Origin of the sequence: Pseudomonas sp. SCA2728.1_7 (genome assembly GCF_018138145.1) — a bacterium.
GTDB lineage: Bacteria > Pseudomonadota > Gammaproteobacteria > Pseudomonadales > Pseudomonadaceae > Aquipseudomonas > Aquipseudomonas koreensis_A.
The window spans coordinates 6,702,698-6,719,032 of the sequence record NZ_CP073104.1 but is presented as its reverse complement, the minus strand read 5'-3'; the positions used below and the strand labels follow the sequence as shown (position 1 = coordinate 6,719,032).

Below are 16,335 nucleotides of genomic sequence, written 5' to 3'. Positions count from 1 at the left end.
GGGAAATGCATTCCAAATGTGGGAGCGAGCCTGCTCGCGAAGAGGCCATCCGCTACACCGCCGACTTAACTGCAGAAGGTTGCGCACGCATCACGCACAACCCGTAATAAATAATCCCGCCCAGCGCCGAACCGGTGAACCAGCCATAGCTATAAAACCAACTGAACGCATCGCTGCCCAGCGACAACAAGGTCAACACCACCGGCACCCCGAACGCGAGAAACCCGGCCCAGTTCCACGCCGGATACACGTCGTCGCGGTACAACCCGGCCAGGTCCAGTTGCTGTTTCTTGATCAGGAAATAGTCCACCACCATGATCCCGGCAATCGGCCCGAGCAGGCTCGAATAACCGAGCAGCCAATTGGAATACACGGTTTCCAGGCTGACATCGGAAACGATCAGACCGAGTTTTTTCAGCAGCTCATGGCCCATCAGCGCCAGCCCGACAATGCCGGTCAGCAACACCGCTTTAGTGCGATTGATGACCTTGGGCGCGATGTTCTGGAAGTCATTGGTCGGCGAGACGATGTTCGCGGCGGTGTTGGTCGACAGCGTGGCGATGATGATCAACGCCATCGCCACCGCGACCCACACCGGACTCTGGATATGACCGATCAGAGTGACCGGATCGGAGACGGTCACACCGACGAGTTTCACCGACGCGGCCGTCATGATCACGCCGAGGGACGCGAACAGAAACATGGTCAGCGGCAGGCCGAAAATCTGCCCGAGGATCTGATCTTTCTGGCTCTTGGCGTAACGGCTGAAGTCGGGAATGTTCAGCGACAACGTCGCCCAGAAACCGACCATCGCGGTCAACCCGGCGGCAAAGTAACTCACCACACTGGCGCCCTCCGGACGTTTCGGCGGGATCGCCAGCAGTTCAGTCATCGACACATTGGGCATCGCCCACACCAGCAGCCCGATGCCGACCGCCACCAACAGCGGCGCCGACAAGGTTTCCAGCCACTTGATCGACTCGGCGCCACGAATCACCACCCACAGGTTCAGCGCCCAGAAGATCATGAAACCGATCACCTCCCCGGTGCCGCCAAGGGATTTCCAGCCATCGAAAATCGAGCCGAGAAACAGGTGAATCGCCAATCCGCCAAACATCGTCTGGATGCCGAACCAGCCACACGCCACCAGCGCGCGGATCAGGCACGGCACGTTGGAGCCGAGGATGCCGAACGATGAGCGCAGCAACACCGGAAACGGAATGCCGTACTTGGTGCCGGGAAACGCATTCAGCGTGAGCGGAATCAGCACGATGACGTTGGCAAACAGAATCGCCAGCAGCGCTTCGCCGACGGTCAAGCCAAAGTAGGCGGTGAGTACGCCGCCGAGGGTGTAGGTCGGCACGCAGATCGACATGCCGACCCACAGCGCGGTGATGTGCCATTTGTTCCAGGTTCGTTCGCGCACCTTGGTCGGTGCCATATCGTGGTTGTAACGGGGACTGTCGAGGACGTCGCTGCCGGCTTCGAGTTCATACAAGCCGTCGCGCTCGGTCACTTGCGATCTGTTCTGTTGCATGGCCGCTCCACTGTTCTTCTGATTATTTTTTTGCTCATCAGGCGGCTGCACCCGAGGGTACGAACCGGACGATGGCCGGAGGAACTGACAACTTTCGTGCACCGGCCACGGTGTCAGCGGCGGCATCAATAAACGTGCCGGGTGCCCCGCTTGCGCATCGGGCCGAGCGTTAAACGCTTTGCAACTTTCTGATATTCATCAGTTTTAATTATTCACCGATGAGTTCGCGGAAACTTGTCTGGGTGCTCAGGCTAAACACTTGGCAAGTTGTCCGAACAGACAGGACTCAATCTGGTGCACTGCATTTATTTTCATCGTGAGCGAGCAACCGCAGCTCAACTTCAAGCGGCTGATTTCACATAGGAAATCTTGCTCATATTTCCATCCTGTCAAGTGCGTCAAAATGGTGAACAGCCTCACCATTTTAGTGATTTACGATTTTTATCGTTATTTTTCAATCACTTAAAACAGTCATAAGCTTATAAAAAATAATCTTGATCTATTGCAAATCTGCGACTAGCTTCTATTCCTGACAGCGCTGACAGGAATACACCCTGCAACGCTGTACATCAATAAAACATCTAGAACCGGCACAAGTCGGTCAATGCCTGCGAGGAACTCGGAATGTCTCTGTTGATCCGTGGCGCCACCGTTGTTACCCATGATGAAAGTTATCGCGCCGACGTCTATTGCGCCGACGGCGTGATCAAAGCCATCGGTGAAAACCTTGATGTTCCCGCCGGCGCCGAAGTCCTCGACGGCAGCGGCCAATACCTGATGCCCGGCGGCATCGATCCGCACACCCACATGCAACTGCCGTTCATGGGCACCGTGGCCAGTGAAGATTTCTACAGTGGCACGGCCGCCGGTCTGGCTGGCGGCACCACATCAATCATCGATTTTGTGATTCCCAATCCGCAGCAATCGCTGATGGAAGCGTTTCATCAGTGGCGCGGCTGGGCCGAGAAATCGGCGTCGGATTATGGCTTCCACGTCGCGATCACCTGGTGGAGCGAGCAGGTGCGTGAGGAAATGGCCGAGCTGGTCAGCCATCACGGCATCAACAGCTTCAAGCATTTCATGGCCTACAAGAACGCGATCATGGCCGCCGATGACACGCTGGTGGCGAGTTTCGAGCGGTGTCTGGAACTCGGCGCGGTGCCGACCGTGCACGCGGAAAATGGCGAGCTGGTCTATCACCTGCAACGCAAATTGATGGCCCAGGGCATCACCGGGCCGGAGGCGCATCCGCTGTCGCGGCCGTCGCAGGTTGAAGGTGAAGCGGCGAGCCGGGCGATTCGTATCGCTGAAACCATCGGCACACCGTTGTATCTGGTGCACGTTTCGACCAAGGAAGCCCTCGACGAAATCACCTATGCGCGCAGCAAAGGCCAACCGGTGTATGGCGAAGTCCTCGCCGGGCATTTGCTGCTCGACGACAGCGTCTATCAACACCCGGACTGGCAGACCGCTGCCGGTTATGTGATGAGCCCACCGTTCCGTCCGCGTGGTCATCAAGAGGCGCTGTGGCACGGACTGCAAAACGGCAATCTGCATACCACCGCGACTGACCACTGCTGCTTCTGCGCCGAGCAAAAAGCCGCCGGGCGCGATGACTTCAGCAAGATTCCCAACGGTACGGCTGGCATCGAAGATCGAATGGCGGTGTTGTGGGATGAAGGCGTCAACAGCGGTCGTTTGTCGATGCAGGATTTCGTCGCCCTCACCTCCACCAACACTGCGAAAATCTTCAATCTCTATCCGCGCAAAGGTGCGATTCGCGTCGGTGCCGACGCCGATCTGGTGCTGTGGGATCCGCAAGGCACCCGGACCATTTCCGCCAAGACCCATCATCAGCAGGTGGACTTCAACATCTTCGAAGGCAAAACCGTACGCGGTGTGCCGAGCCATACCGTCAGCCAGGGCCGGGTGGTCTGGGCCGATGGCGACCTGCGCGCCGAGCGTGGGGCCGGGCGGTACATCGAACGGCCGGCGTATCCGGCGGTGTTTGATTTGCTGAGCAAGCGGGCTGAGCAACATCGCCCGACTGCCGTGAAGCGCTAAAGCGAGGCCTTCGGCCTCATCGCGAGCAGGCTCACTCCTACATTTGGAATGCGTACACCTGTAGGAGTGAGCCTGCTCGCGATGGCGTCAGTTCAAACAACACAAAAACCACTGCCCGACAGAGGCAGAGAACCTCAATAACCGTGAGGCACAAAACCGTGATCGAGACCCTGAACCATCTCCCCCACCCGCACGAAAGCGCGGCCGCCCTCGCCGGGCATTTCACCGATCTGGCGCCGCCGCTCAATGACCGGCAGGCGCATCTGGAAGCCTCGCGCTGCCTGTATTGCTACGACGCACCGTGCGTGAACGCGTGCCCGAGCGAGATCGATATCCCCTCGTTCATCCGCAACATCCATCAGGAAAACATCCCCGGCGCTGCGCAGAAAATCCTTTCGGCGAATATCCTCGGCGGCAGTTGCGCCCGAGTCTGTCCGACAGAAATCCTTTGCCAGCAAGCCTGCGTGCGCAACAACGCCCACGAATGCGCGCCGGTGCTGATCGGCCTGCTGCAACGCTACGCCGTCGACAACGCACACTTCAGCGAACATCCGTTCCAGCGCGCCGCCACCACCGGCAAAAGGATTGCCGTGGTCGGTGCCGGGCCGGCCGGTTTGTCCTGTGCGCATCGCAGCGCCATGCACGGTCACGACGTGGTGATTTTCGAAGCACGGGAGAAGGCTGGCGGTCTCAACGAATACGGGATCGCCAAGTACAAACTGGTCGACGACTATGCACAGAAGGAACTGGATTTCCTCTTGCAGATCGGCGGCATCGAGATTCGTCATGGGCAAAAACTCGGCGAGAATCTGACGCTGAGCGAACTGCATCAACAGTTCGACGCGGTGTTCCTCGGCCTCGGCCTCAATGCCAGCAAACAGCTCGGCCTGGCCTACGAAGATGCCCCGGGCCTGCTCGCTGCCACCGATTACATCCGCGAACTGCGCCAGGCCGATGACCTCACGCAACTGCCGCTGGCCGAACGCTGCATCGTCCTCGGCGCCGGCAACACCGCGATCGACATGGCCGTGCAAATGGCTCGCCTCGGTGCTCGCGACGTCAATCTGGTGTATCGCCGTGGCGCCGCCGACATGGGCGCCACCGGTCATGAACAAGACATTGCCAAAGCCAATCAGGTGCGCCTGCTGACCTGGGCGCAACCGGAAGAGGTGCTGCTCGACGATCAGGGCCACGTGCGCGGCATGCGTTTCGCCCGCACCGATCTGGTCGACGGTCGCCTGCAAACCACCGGCGAAACTTTCGAACTGGCCGCTGATGCGATCTTCAAAGCCATCGGCCAGGCGTTCGATGGCAGCGCCCTCGCCGACCCGCTAGCCCGCGAACTCAAGCGCCAGGGCGAGCGCATTCAGGTCGACGAAAACCTGCGCACCAGCATCCCCGGCGTGTATGCCGGCGGTGACTGCACCAGCCTCGATCAAGACCTCACCGTGCAAGCCGTGCAGCACGGCAAACGCGCCGCCGAGGCGATCAACGCTGAACTGATGCTCAACGTGGAGGCTGCGTAAATGGCCGATCTGTCGATAGTCTTCGCTGGCATCAAGGCGCCGAATCCGTTCTGGCTGGCCTCCGCGCCACCTACTGACAAAGCCTACAACGTCGTCCGCGCTTTTGAAGCGGGCTGGGGCGGCGTGGTCTGGAAAACCCTCGGAGAGGACCCGGCGGCGGTCAACGTGTCGTCGCGTTACTCGGCGCATTACGGCAATAACCGTGAAGTGCTCGGCATCAACAATATCGAGCTGATCACCGACCGTTCGCTGGAGATCAACCTGCGTGAGATCACTCAGGTGAAGAAGGACTGGCCGGATCGCGCCTTGATCGTTTCGCTGATGGTGCCGTGCGTCGAGGAGTCGTGGAAACACATCCTGCCGCTGGTTGAAGCTACTGGCGCTGATGGTATCGAGCTGAACTTCGGTTGCCCGCACGGCATGCCCGAACGCGGTATGGGCGCGGCGGTCGGTCAGGTGCCGGAGTACGTCGAGCAGGTCACGCACTGGTGCAAGACCTATTGCTCGCTGCCGGTGATCGTCAAACTGACGCCGAATATCACCGACATCCGCGTCGCTGCCCGCGCGGCCTATCGCGGTGGCGCCGATGCGGTGTCGCTGATCAATACGATCAACTCGATCACCAGCGTCGATCTGGAGCACATGGTCGCCCTGCCCACCGTCGGCAGCAAAAGCACCCATGGCGGTTATTGCGGTTCGGCGGTGAAGCCGATTGCGCTGAACATGGTCGCGGAAATTGCCCGCGATCCAGAGACGCAGGGCCTGCCGATCTGCGGGATTGGCGGCATCGGCAGTTGGCGCGATGCGGCGGAATTCATGGCGCTGGGCAGCGGCGCAGTGCAGGTGTGCACGGCGGCGATGCTGCATGGTTTCCGCATTGTCGAGGAGATGAAGGACGGGCTGTCGCGGTGGATGGACAGTCAGGGTTACGCCAACATTGCCGAGTTTTCCGGGCGTGCGGTGGGCAATACCACGGACTGGAAGTACCTCGATATCAACTATCAGGTGATCGCGAAGATTGATCAGGACGCGTGCATTGGTTGCGGGCGTTGCCATATTGCTTGTGAGGACACATCACACCAGGCGATTGGCAGTCTCAAGCAGGCGGACGGCACGCATAAATATGAAGTGATTGATGACGAGTGTGTGGGTTGTAACTTGTGCCAGATCACTTGTCCGGTGGCGGATTGCATCGAGATGGTGCCGATGGAGACTGGCAAGCCGTTTCTGGACTGGAATCATGATCCGCGCAATCCGTATCACGTTGCGGTCTAGATTGCCGACTGATCCAACAGCCCCCTCACCCTAACCCTCTCCCAAAGGGAGAGGGGACTGATTGGGGGATGCTGCAAAACTCCGCCGACCTGAAAGCGCTGTTGTGAATCCATAATCGACAAGACTCACAGGCAAGCACTGCCTTGAATCCATAATCAATACATGAACAGGCAAGGACTGCCTTGAATCCATAATCGACTGGATTTTTCAGGTCGATGTAACCCGCAAGACACCTCGGTCGGCCCCCTCTCCCTCCGGGAGAGGGCTGGGGTGAGGGTCAGCTTTTGCTTTCAGGGCTCCAGCCCGATCCCACGCAATATCACACTCGTCACTGTCTGCACCGCCCGCTCAAACTGCATGTCCGACAACGGCTGATGTTCATTCAGAATATTCACCTGATGATCAAAGTCAGCATAGTGCTGCGTCGACGCCCAGATCATGTACAGCAAACTCGACGGCTCCACCGGCAGAATCCGCTTGTCCTCGACCCACTGGCGAATCTTCGCTTCCTTCATTTTCGCCCAGTCATACAGGCTGACATCCAGCGCCTCGCCCAACGTCGGCGCGCCGTGGATGATTTCGTTGGCCCAGACTTTCGAACCATACGGACGACTGCGCGAGTGGTTCATCTTGGCGCGGATATAACTGCTGAGCACCACGCGCGGGTCGTCGAACATCTCGAAGCACAACGCGTCCTGCTTCCACACTTCCAGCAGGTCGAACAGCACCGCGCTGTACAGCTCGCTCTTGGTTGAGAAGTAGTAATGCAGATTGGAACGCGGCAGTTGCACTTCAGCCGCGATGTCGGCCATGGCGGTGCCGCCAAAGCCTTTTTCGGCGAAGACTTTTTCCGCCGCCAAGAGGATTTTCTCGACGTTATTGCGACGGATCTCGATCTTGTGATTGCCCATGAGGGCTCCCTGACAACAGCGTTGCCCAAGACTAGCATCCGCTCTGGTGCGCGGGCGACCACCGCAAACAAAACTTCGTACTGGCGTCAGCGGATGGCTAAACTGACGCTTCTTCGATCCTGCCTCAGAGGTATCCGCGATGCTGTTCAAGAACGTCCTGACCACCACTGCCCTGCTCGCTTCGCTGTTCGCCGCATCTTCCGTATTCGCCCACGCGCACCTGAAAAGCCAGACTCCGGCCGCCGACAGCACCGTCGCCGCCCCGGCCGATTTGCGCCTGACTTTTTCCGAAGGCGTCGAAGCCAGTTTCACCAAAGTCACCGTGACCAAGGATGGCGCACCGGTCGTCGTCAAAGCGCTGACCACTGAAAACGACAAGAAAACCCTGATCGTCACCCCGGCTGCTCCGCTGACGGCTGGCGAGTACAAAGTCGAATGGCACGCGGTGTCGGTCGACACGCACAAAAGCGAAGGTGCCTACCAGTTCAAGATTGGCCAGTAACTCATGAGTGAAGCGCTGGTGCTGTGCCGCTTTGTGCATTTCATCGTGGTGTTGATGCTGTTCGGGGCCTGGCTGTTCAGGCCGTTGCTGCTCAAGGATGAAGCGCTGCAAGTGGATCGGCACCTGGCGCGACTGACGCGTTGGCTGGCCGCTGTGGCACTGGTCAGCGGGATTGCCTGGGCGCTGTTGATCACCGCGAGCATGGCCGGCTCGGCAGCGGCAGCGTTTGATCCGGACACAGTTGCGCTGGTGCTGGGCCATACGTTTTTTGGTCAGGTGTGGCGTTGGCATTTGCTGATCAATGCCGCGCTGTTCGCGCTGTTGTTCACGCCTTGGCGCTCAAGCATGCCGATGCGACTGGGCTTAAGCGCATTGTTGCTCGCGACCCTGGCCCCGGTCGGACACGGCGCCATGCTCGATGGTTTGAGCGGGCAATTGCTGATTCTCAACCAGATCGTGCATCTGACCTGCGTGGCGGCGTGGCTCGGCGGGTTGTTGTTGCTGGTGATGATTTTGCGTCAGCCGACGGAGCCGATGCGTGAAGTTTTGCGGCGCTTCAGCGGCGTCGGTTATGCATTGGTCGCGGGGCTGTTGATCACCGGTTTGATCAACGTACGCGTGCTGACCGGCCAGTGGTGGCCGACGCCGTTGTTCAGTGGGTTTGCGTTGATTCTGCTAGTCAAGGCGATGATCGTGCTGGGGATGCTTGGGCTGGCGCTGTTCAACCGCTTGCGGGTTGAGGATTGCGAACAGCGGATGGGCGCAATCAGGCGCAGTGTGATGCTGGAGTGGTTGCTCGGCATCGGCGCGGTGGCGGCCGTCTCCCTGCTCGGCACCCTGCCCCCGATGATCACTGCCTAAAGATCATGGAGATCCAATGTAGGAGTGAGCCTGCTCGCGATAGCGGTGCGTCAGTCAAAATATCCGTAACTGACACACCGCTATCGCGAGCAGGCGAAGGCCTACAATTGGATCTGTGTGTGGATCAGTGGGGCTGGGTGTCGCCCGCTGCGGTGTCGATGCTGACTACCACCGACATCCCCGGCCGCAACCGTTCCTCTTCCTGCTGATCCGCATCAATGGTGATCCGCACCGGCACGCGCTGGGCAATTTTCACAAAGTTACCGGTGGCGTTATCCGCCTGCAACAAGGCAAATTCAGACCCCGTCCCCGGCGAAATATGCTGCACATGCCCGGTGAATTTGCGGTGGTTCAGCGCATCGACGGTGAAGCGCACCGGCTGCCCGACGCGGACGTTGTCCATCTGGGTTTCCTTCATGTTGGCGATCACCCATTTCTGGTTCGGCACCAGCGCCATCAACTGCGCCCCGGAATTGACGTAGGCGCCGAGGCGCACGCCGATCTGCCCCAACTGCCCATCACGCGGCGCAACAATACGTGTGTTCGACAGATCGATCCGCGCCAGTTGCACCGCTGCTTCGGCGCTGGCCACTGCGGCTTCCAGCGAGCCGCGATTGACGATCACCGTTTGCAGATCCTGACGGGCGATTTCCAGATTGGCCTTGGCCTGCGCCACCCCCGCAACACTTTGCGCATTCGCCGCCAGTGCTACATCCATCTCACGCTTGGACACCGAACCGTCGCGCACCAATTCCTGATTCCGGCGCAGATCCGCCTCGCTCTTGCGCAACTGCGCTTCGCTGTCGGCCTGCACGGCCTGACGCAATTTGATCGTCGCCTCGGCACTGTTGCGTTGCTGCACCACATTGGCCAATGCAGCTTTCTGCACCGCCAGTTGTGCCAGTGACTGATCGAGGCGTTGCTGATAGATGCGGTCATCCAGACGCACGAGCAAATCACCGGCCTTCACGTACTGGAAATCCTGCACCGGCACTTCATACACATAGCCGGCGAGTTGCGGGCCGATGATCGTCACCTGGCCACGAATCAGCGCATTTTCGGTGGTTTCGACCGCACTGCTGAACGGTGGCAATTGCCAGGCATAGAGCACGATCAACACACCGACGATGGCAATCGCCGCGAAGCCCATTGAAGAGATGATCCGCACCCGCAGCGAACGTGGCGCGGTGTTCGGCGATGACGGCGGCGCCTCACCCTCGGGCGTGGCAGCGATGGCATTGGTGGTTGTGGTGGTCGGTTCGGTCATGAATTAGAGGCACCGCTAGGAGGTACGGAAGGCGCTGGGGCGACGGCTTTGGTGGTGCTCATCAGCCACAGTGCACGAATGGACAGCCAGATCATGGTCAGCACCGCAATCACGGCGATCAGCATGAACACATCGTTGTAGGCCAGCACGTTGGCCTCACGGGTGGCGGCGTTGGCCAGGCTGCGAATCCCCGCAAGGTTGCGCAGACTCGGGTCGGCCAACAGCGAACCGTACGCCGAGCCGCCGCTCTGCACGCGTGCCGCCACCAAAGGGTCAGACAGCGTCAGGTGCTCAACGATTTGACTGGAATGAAATTTTTCCCGGACGATCTGGAAAGTGCCCAGAAGTGCCGCACCGAGCAGGCCGCCGAGGTTGTTGCAGATCCCGAACAGCACGGAAAAACTCACCAGATTGCGCGGATTGGTCAACACGTTGCGAGTACCGAAAACCATGGTCGGGCCAAGGAAAAACGTGCTGCCGAACGCCAGCAAAAACTGACTGAAATAGAGGTTTTCCGGACGGGTCAGGTTGTTGGAAAAGCTGTCCATCACCGACCCGGTGGCCATCAGACCCAGCGAGATAATCAACGGCATCAGCAGGTGCTTGGGGTCGATCGTCAGTGCGCTGGTCACCAAGCCCGCGACGCTGCCGATCAGCATCACCACGTACAGGCTGTGCAACTGCTCGTAGCCCATGTTCAGGTTCTGCATGAAACCGACCGCACCGGTGGACTGCTCCGAGGTGACCATACGAATCAGGGTCACCGCCAGCGCCAGGCGGATCATCGTCCCGCTGCCCAGCCAACGGGTCATCAGCAGCGGGTTACTGCGGTTATGTTCGATGGCCAGGCCGGCGATGATCAAGGCAATCGACGCGGCCAACGCATAGCCGATCCAGTCGGCCTCCAGCCACCAATCGATCCGCCCCAGCGACAACACCGCACACAGCAACGCCACGCCAGTGGCGAGAATGGCAAAGGTGAGGAAGTCGAGTTTTTCGAAGGTTTTGAAGCGATCGCCGGGCGGTAACTTGAGCAGCAACACGCAGCCGAGCGACAGCAACGCCATGCCCAATTCGAACAGGTACAAGCCGCGCCATTCGGCGATCTGCAGCAAGTCTTCGGAAAATAATCGTGCCAACGGCAAGGCCAGTTGCGAAGTGCCGAGGCCGAGCACCAGCGCCTTCAGCCGCCACTTCGCCGGGAACGCCTGAACCATGTAATACAGGCCCAGCGAACTCAGCGCCGCGCCGACCATACCGTGGGCCGCGCGCACCGCCACCGCCGAATTGAGGTCATTGACGAACAGATGGCCGAACGTCACCAGCGCGTACAGCACCAGAAACACCTCGGTGAATGCACGCAAACCGAACTGCTGGCGAAACTTCACCAGCAGCAGGTTCATCGACACGTTGGTCATCACGTACGCCGCCGGTAACCAGGCCATTTCCGCCGTGGTCGCGCCGAGTGCGCCTTGCAGATAAGGCAGGTTGGCCACCACCAGCGAGTTGCCCAGACCACCGGTCACCGCCACCAGCACGCCGACCAGCGCATAGGCCAGGCGCTTGGGGGTGGAGTGCAACGGCGTCGAGGGGGAACCGGGCAGACTGGGCTTTTCGTGGGGCTGCCAGTTGCGCGGGGCGTATTGATCCATGGAAAAGCCTTGTGCAGAAGGTGGGTGAAGTTTGCCGCAAATTCACCTGCAACACACATCCCATGGACAACACAGATCCCTTGTAGGAGTGAGCCTGCTCGCGATCGCGTTGTATCAATGATGGAAATGTCGACTGATACACCGCTATCGCGAGCAGGCTCACTCCTACAAGGCTTCTGTGTGATGACCGAAGTCATCGCACAACTTGCTGTTGACATTCCCGGGAAACCTAGGAAATATCCGCACCCATGTTGTACGACGACGTATAACAAATAATAAAAACAACAAACGAAACAGGGAGCGTCACAGTGAGCACACTCGTCCGCAGTTCCGTCCGCCCTTCCCGTCTTTCCGTCACCCGCCCGCGTACCGCTTTAAGTCTGATCGGCTGCAGCAGCCTCGCCCTCGCCATGCCGATGAGCGCCGAAGCCGAAGGTTTTCTCGACGACAGCAAAGCCACGCTGAACCTGCGCAATGCCTACTTCAACCGCAATTTCGTCAACCCGGCCAACCCGCAGGGCAAGGCTGAGGAGTGGACGCAGAACTTCATCCTTGATGCCAAATCCGGCTTCACTCAGGGCACCGTCGGTTTCGGCCTTGATCTGCTGGGGATGTATTCGCAAAAACTCGATGGCGGCAAAGGCACCGGCGGCACACAACTGTTGCCGATCCACGATGACGGGCGTCCGGCCGACAACTTCGGACGGCTCGGTGTGGCCCTGAAGGCCAAAGTCTCGAAGACCGAATTGAAGGTCGGCGAATGGATGCCGGTGCTGCCGATCCTGCGTTCCGACGATGGCCGCTCGCTGCCGCAAACCTTTCGCGGCGGGCAGATCACCTCCACCGAGATCAACGGCCTGACCGTCTACGGTGGCCAGTTTCGCGGCAACAGCCCGCGCAACGATGCGAGCATGGAAGACATGTCAATGAACGGCCGTGGCGCGTTCACGTCCGATCGCTTCAACTTCGGCGGCGGCGAATACACCTTCAACGACAAACGCACGCTGGTCGGCGTGTGGTACGCCGAACTCAGCGACATCTACCAGCAGCAGTATTTCAACCTCAGCCACAGCCAGCCGCTGGGCGACTGGACGCTCGGCGCCAACCTCGGCTTTTTCACCGGCAAGGAAGACGGCAGCGCCCAGGCCGGCGACCTCGACAACAAGACTGCGTTCGCCCTGCTTTCGGCCAAATACGGTGGCAACACCTTCTATGTCGGCCTGCAAAAACTCAGCGGCGACGACGCCTGGATGCGGGTCAACGGCACCAGCGGCGGCACCCTCGCCAACGACAGTTACAACGCCAGTTATGACAACGCCAAGGAACGCTCCTGGCAGTTGCGCCACGACTACAACTTCGTCGCCCTCGGCATTCCCGGCCTGACCCTGATGAACCGCTACATCAGCGGCGACAACGTGCACACCGCCACCACCAATGACGGCAAGGAATGGGGCCGCGAGTCGGAACTGGCCTACACCGTGCAGAGCGGGCCGCTGAAAAATCTCAACGTGAAATGGCGCAACGCGACGATACGCCGGGACTTCAGCACCAACGAATTTGACGAGAACCGGATTTTTATCAGTTATCCGATTTCGTTGTTGTAAGTCTTTGCAGCACCACAGACCCCTTGTAGGAGTGAGCCTGCTCGCGATAGCGGTCCGTCAACCGCGATTGTGCTGAGTGATACACCGCTATCGCGAGCAGGCTCACCCCTACAGGGGATTGCATTGCAAGGCAGCCATTGGGGGGAATCGAAATGCCCTTTAAGCCTTCCGTCATCTACACCAAAAGTCGCGTTGACAAGTTCCGGAAACCCTACCGATACTTCAGCGCAGTCATACGACAACCTACAACAAACCTAATAACAATCGTGTAAGGGATTGCCATGACATCTACCTCCACTCCCCGCGCCCCGTTCAACCGTCTGCTGCTGACCGGCGCCGCCGGTGGCCTGGGCAAAGTCCTGCGCGAACGGATGCGCCCTTATGCCAATGTCCTGCGTCTGTCGGACATCGCTGCCCTCGCCCCGGCCGTCGATGATCGCGAAGAAATCGTGGTCTGCGACCTGGCCGACAAACACGCCGTGCATCAACTGGTCGAAGGCGTCGATGCGATCCTGCATTTCGGCGGCGTCTCCGTGGAGCGGCCGTTCGAAGAAATCCTCGGCGCCAATATCAGCGGCGTGTTTCACATCTACGAAGCCGCGCGCCGCCATGGCGTCAAGCGAGTGATCTTCGCCAGTTCCAACCACGTCATCGGCTTCTACAAACAGGACGAGCCGCTCGACGCCAGCTCCGCGCGCCGCCCCGATGGCTATTACGGATTGTCGAAGTCCTACGGCGAAGACATGGCCAGTTTCTACTTCGATCGCTACGGCATCGAGACCGTGAGCATCCGCATCGGCTCCTCGTTCCCCGAGCCGCAAAACCGCCGAATGATGCACACCTGGCTGAGCTTCGACGACCTCACGCAATTGCTCGAACGCGCGCTGTACACGCCGAACGTCGGCCACACCGTGGTCTACGGCATGTCCGCCAACAAGGACGTCTGGTGGGACAACAAATTCGCCAGCCACCTCGGCTTCGAGGCGAAGGACAGCTCCGAAGTGTTCCGCGAAAAAGTCGAGGCGCAGCCAATGCCGGCGGCCGACGACCCGGCGCGGATCTATCAGGGCGGCGCATTCGTCGCGGCCGGACCGTTCGGCGACTGATCACTCTGACAACGACACAAAGGATTGAGTATGCAAGCCGAATTGATCGTTGATGCCCGCAACGCCGTGGGCGAAAGCCCGGTCTGGGTGGCAGAGGAAAACGCGCTGTACTGGGTCGATATTCCCAACGGCGGCCTGCAACGCTGGAGCGCCGAGACCGGCCATGTGCACGCCTGGAAAACCCCGGAAATGCTCGCCTGCATCGCCCGCCACAGCCGTGGCGGTTGGGTCGCAGGGATGGAAAGCGGCTTCTTTCATCTGCACCCGCACAGCGACGGCAGCCTCGACAGCGAGCGACTTGCCAGCGTCGAGCACGGCCGCAGAGACATGCGTCTCAACGATGGCCGCTGCGACCGTCAGGGCCGCTTCTGGGCCGGCAGCATGGTGTTGAACATGGGCCTGAATGCGCCCGAAGGCCGGCTCTACCGCTACGGCACCCGGCAGTCTGGCGTGATCGAAGCGCAGCTCGACGGTTTCATCGTGCCCAACGGCCTCGGTTTCAGCCCCGACGGCAAGACGATGTATCTGTCCGATTCGCACCCCGACGTGCAACTGATCTGGGCGTTCGATTACGACACCGATACCGGCACACCATCGAACCGCCGCGTCTTCGTCGACATGAACCACTTCCCCGGCCGCCCCGATGGCGCCGCCGTGGATGCCGAAGGTTTCTACTGGATCTGCGCCAACGACGCCGGCCTCATTCACCGTTTCGCGCCGGACGGCCGACTCGACTTCTCGCTGGCCGTGCCGGTGAAAAAACCGACCATGTGCGCCTTCGGCGGCAGCCGCATGGACACCTTGTTCGTGACCTCGATTCGTCCCGGCGACGACCACGATCCGCAATCCCTGGCCGGCGGCGTGTTCGCCCTGAATCCCAACGTCAAAGGCCTGCCGGAACCGCTGTTCGACGATTTGCTGTAACACCCGCCTCTGCTGCACCGCTGCGCCTTGAACACAACAATAACAAGACTGGAGACTCACCCCCATGAACTTCAAACGCACCTTGCTGGCCGCTGCACTCCCGCTGATGTTTACCTTCACTGGCGCCGCTCAGGCACTGCAACTCAAATTCGCGGACATTCACCCCGCCGGTTACCCAACCGTGGTGGCCGAAGAAAACATGGGCAAGACCCTGACCAAGGAGACCAACGGCGAACTGACCTTCCAATACTTCCCCGGCGGTGTGCTGGGCTCCGAAAAGGAAGTCATCGAGCAAATGCAAGTCGGCGCCGTACAGCTGTCCCGCGTCAGCCTGGGTATCGTCGGCCCCGTGGTTCCGGACGTGAACGTGTTCAACATGCCGTTCATCTTCCGCGACCATCAACACATGCGTAACGTCATCGACGGCGCAGTGGGCGACGAGATCCTCGACAAAATCACCAATTCCGAATTCGGCCTGGTGGCCCTGGCCTGGATGGACGGTGGCACGCGCAACATCTACACCAAGAAACCGGTACGCAAGCTCGAAGACCTCAAGGGCATGAAAATCCGCGTGCAAGGCAACCCGATGTTCATCGACATGATGAACGCCATGGGCGGCAACGGTATCGCCATGGACACCGGCGAGATCTTCAGTGCCCTGCAGACCGGCGTGATCGACGGCGCGGAAAACAACCCGCCAACCCTGCTCGAACACAACCACTTCCAGAATGCGAAGTACTACAGCCTCACCGGTCACCTGATCCTGCCAGAGCCGATCGTGATGTCGAAAATCACCTGGGAAAAACTGACGCCGGATCAACAGGCGCTGGTCAAGACAGCCGCCAAGGCTGCCCAGGCCGAAGAGCGCGTGCTGTGGGACAAGAAGTCCGCTGCCAGTGAAGAAAAACTCAAGGCCGCCGGCGTCGAGTTCATCGAGGTCGACAAGAAACCCTTCTACGACGCCACCGCACCGGTGCGGGAAAAGTACGGCGCGAAGTATGCCGACCTGATCAAGAAAATCGAAGCCGTTCAGTAACGCCTCCCGCTCCGTCCTCATGAACAAGGCCCGGTGCGCCCGATGACTGCGGCGCGCCCGGTTACGGTGG

Annotated in this window: 13 protein-coding genes; 9 read left to right on the top strand and 4 right to left on the bottom strand. The window is 59.8% G+C overall.

Going from position 1 to position 16,335, the window contains the following annotated elements:
• Window positions 1-52: 52 nt before the first annotated feature.
• Complete coding sequence (locus tag KBP52_RS30090) at window positions 53-1,537, bottom strand: NCS1 family nucleobase:cation symporter-1 (RefSeq protein WP_212621622.1); 1,485 nt, start codon at window positions 1,535-1,537, stop codon at window positions 53-55.
• Between the two features lie 624 nt (window positions 1,538-2,161).
• On the opposite strand from KBP52_RS30090, the gene hydA reads away from it, so the two are divergent.
• The 3 genes from hydA to preA all read left to right on the top strand — a co-directional run bounded on the left by hydA (window position 2,162) and on the right by preA (window position 6,402).
• Window positions 2,162-3,601, top strand: coding sequence for a dihydropyrimidinase (gene hydA, locus KBP52_RS30085; protein ID WP_123594268.1), 1,440 nt, complete (start codon window positions 2,162-2,164; stop codon window positions 3,599-3,601).
• A 158-nt stretch (window positions 3,602-3,759) separates the two neighbouring features.
• Window positions 3,760-5,127, top strand: coding sequence for an NAD(P)-dependent oxidoreductase (locus KBP52_RS30080; protein WP_212621621.1), 1,368 nt, complete (start codon window positions 3,760-3,762; stop codon window positions 5,125-5,127).
• On the top strand, window positions 5,128-6,402 hold the full coding sequence (gene preA, locus KBP52_RS30075; RefSeq protein ID WP_212621620.1) for an NAD-dependent dihydropyrimidine dehydrogenase subunit PreA: 1,275 nt from the start codon (window positions 5,128-5,130) through the stop codon (window positions 6,400-6,402).
• A gap of 290 nt (window positions 6,403-6,692) precedes the next feature.
• Here preA and KBP52_RS30070 read toward each other — a convergent pair whose 3' ends face one another.
• A complete protein-coding gene (locus KBP52_RS30070) occupies window positions 6,693-7,313 on the bottom strand; it encodes a TetR/AcrR family transcriptional regulator (protein WP_007919317.1) in 621 nt (206 codons plus the stop codon).
• Between the two features lie 139 nt (window positions 7,314-7,452).
• Here KBP52_RS30070 and copC point away from each other — a divergent pair, with 139 nt between their 5' ends.
• Both copC and copD read left to right on the top strand, forming a co-directional pair.
• Window positions 7,453-7,815: a copper homeostasis periplasmic binding protein CopC gene (copC, locus tag KBP52_RS30065; RefSeq protein WP_212621619.1), complete on the top strand. Its 363-nt coding sequence runs from the start codon at window positions 7,453-7,455 to the stop codon at window positions 7,813-7,815.
• A gap of 3 nt (window positions 7,816-7,818) precedes the next feature.
• Window positions 7,819-8,676, top strand: a complete 858-nt coding sequence (copD, locus tag KBP52_RS30060; protein WP_212621618.1) for a copper homeostasis membrane protein CopD — start codon at window positions 7,819-7,821, stop codon at window positions 8,674-8,676.
• A 124-nt stretch (window positions 8,677-8,800) separates the two neighbouring features.
• Here copD and KBP52_RS30055 read toward each other — a convergent pair whose 3' ends face one another.
• Window positions 8,801-9,943, bottom strand: coding sequence for an HlyD family secretion protein (locus tag KBP52_RS30055; RefSeq protein WP_212621617.1), 1,143 nt, complete (start codon window positions 9,941-9,943; stop codon window positions 8,801-8,803).
• Complete coding sequence (locus tag KBP52_RS30050) at window positions 9,940-11,595, bottom strand: MFS transporter (RefSeq protein WP_077573448.1); 1,656 nt, start codon at window positions 11,593-11,595, stop codon at window positions 9,940-9,942. The genes KBP52_RS30055 and KBP52_RS30050 overlap by 4 nt, the downstream gene beginning before the upstream one ends.
• A gap of 308 nt (window positions 11,596-11,903) precedes the next feature.
• On the opposite strand from KBP52_RS30050, the gene KBP52_RS30045 reads away from it, so the two are divergent.
• The 4 genes from KBP52_RS30045 (at window position 11,904) to KBP52_RS30030 (ending at window position 16,265) form a co-directional block, all read left to right on the top strand.
• A complete protein-coding gene (locus KBP52_RS30045) occupies window positions 11,904-13,199 on the top strand; it encodes an OprD family porin (RefSeq protein ID WP_212621616.1) in 1,296 nt (431 codons plus the stop codon).
• A 281-nt stretch (window positions 13,200-13,480) separates the two neighbouring features.
• Window positions 13,481-14,305, top strand: a complete 825-nt coding sequence (locus KBP52_RS30040; RefSeq protein ID WP_212621615.1) for an NAD(P)-dependent oxidoreductase — start codon at window positions 13,481-13,483, stop codon at window positions 14,303-14,305.
• A 30-nt stretch (window positions 14,306-14,335) separates the two neighbouring features.
• Window positions 14,336-15,229, top strand: coding sequence for an SMP-30/gluconolactonase/LRE family protein (locus KBP52_RS30035; RefSeq protein ID WP_212621614.1), 894 nt, complete (start codon window positions 14,336-14,338; stop codon window positions 15,227-15,229).
• Between the two features lie 64 nt (window positions 15,230-15,293).
• Window positions 15,294-16,265, top strand: a complete 972-nt coding sequence (locus KBP52_RS30030; RefSeq protein WP_212621613.1) for a TRAP transporter substrate-binding protein — start codon at window positions 15,294-15,296, stop codon at window positions 16,263-16,265.
• Window positions 16,266-16,335 lie beyond the last annotated feature (70 nt).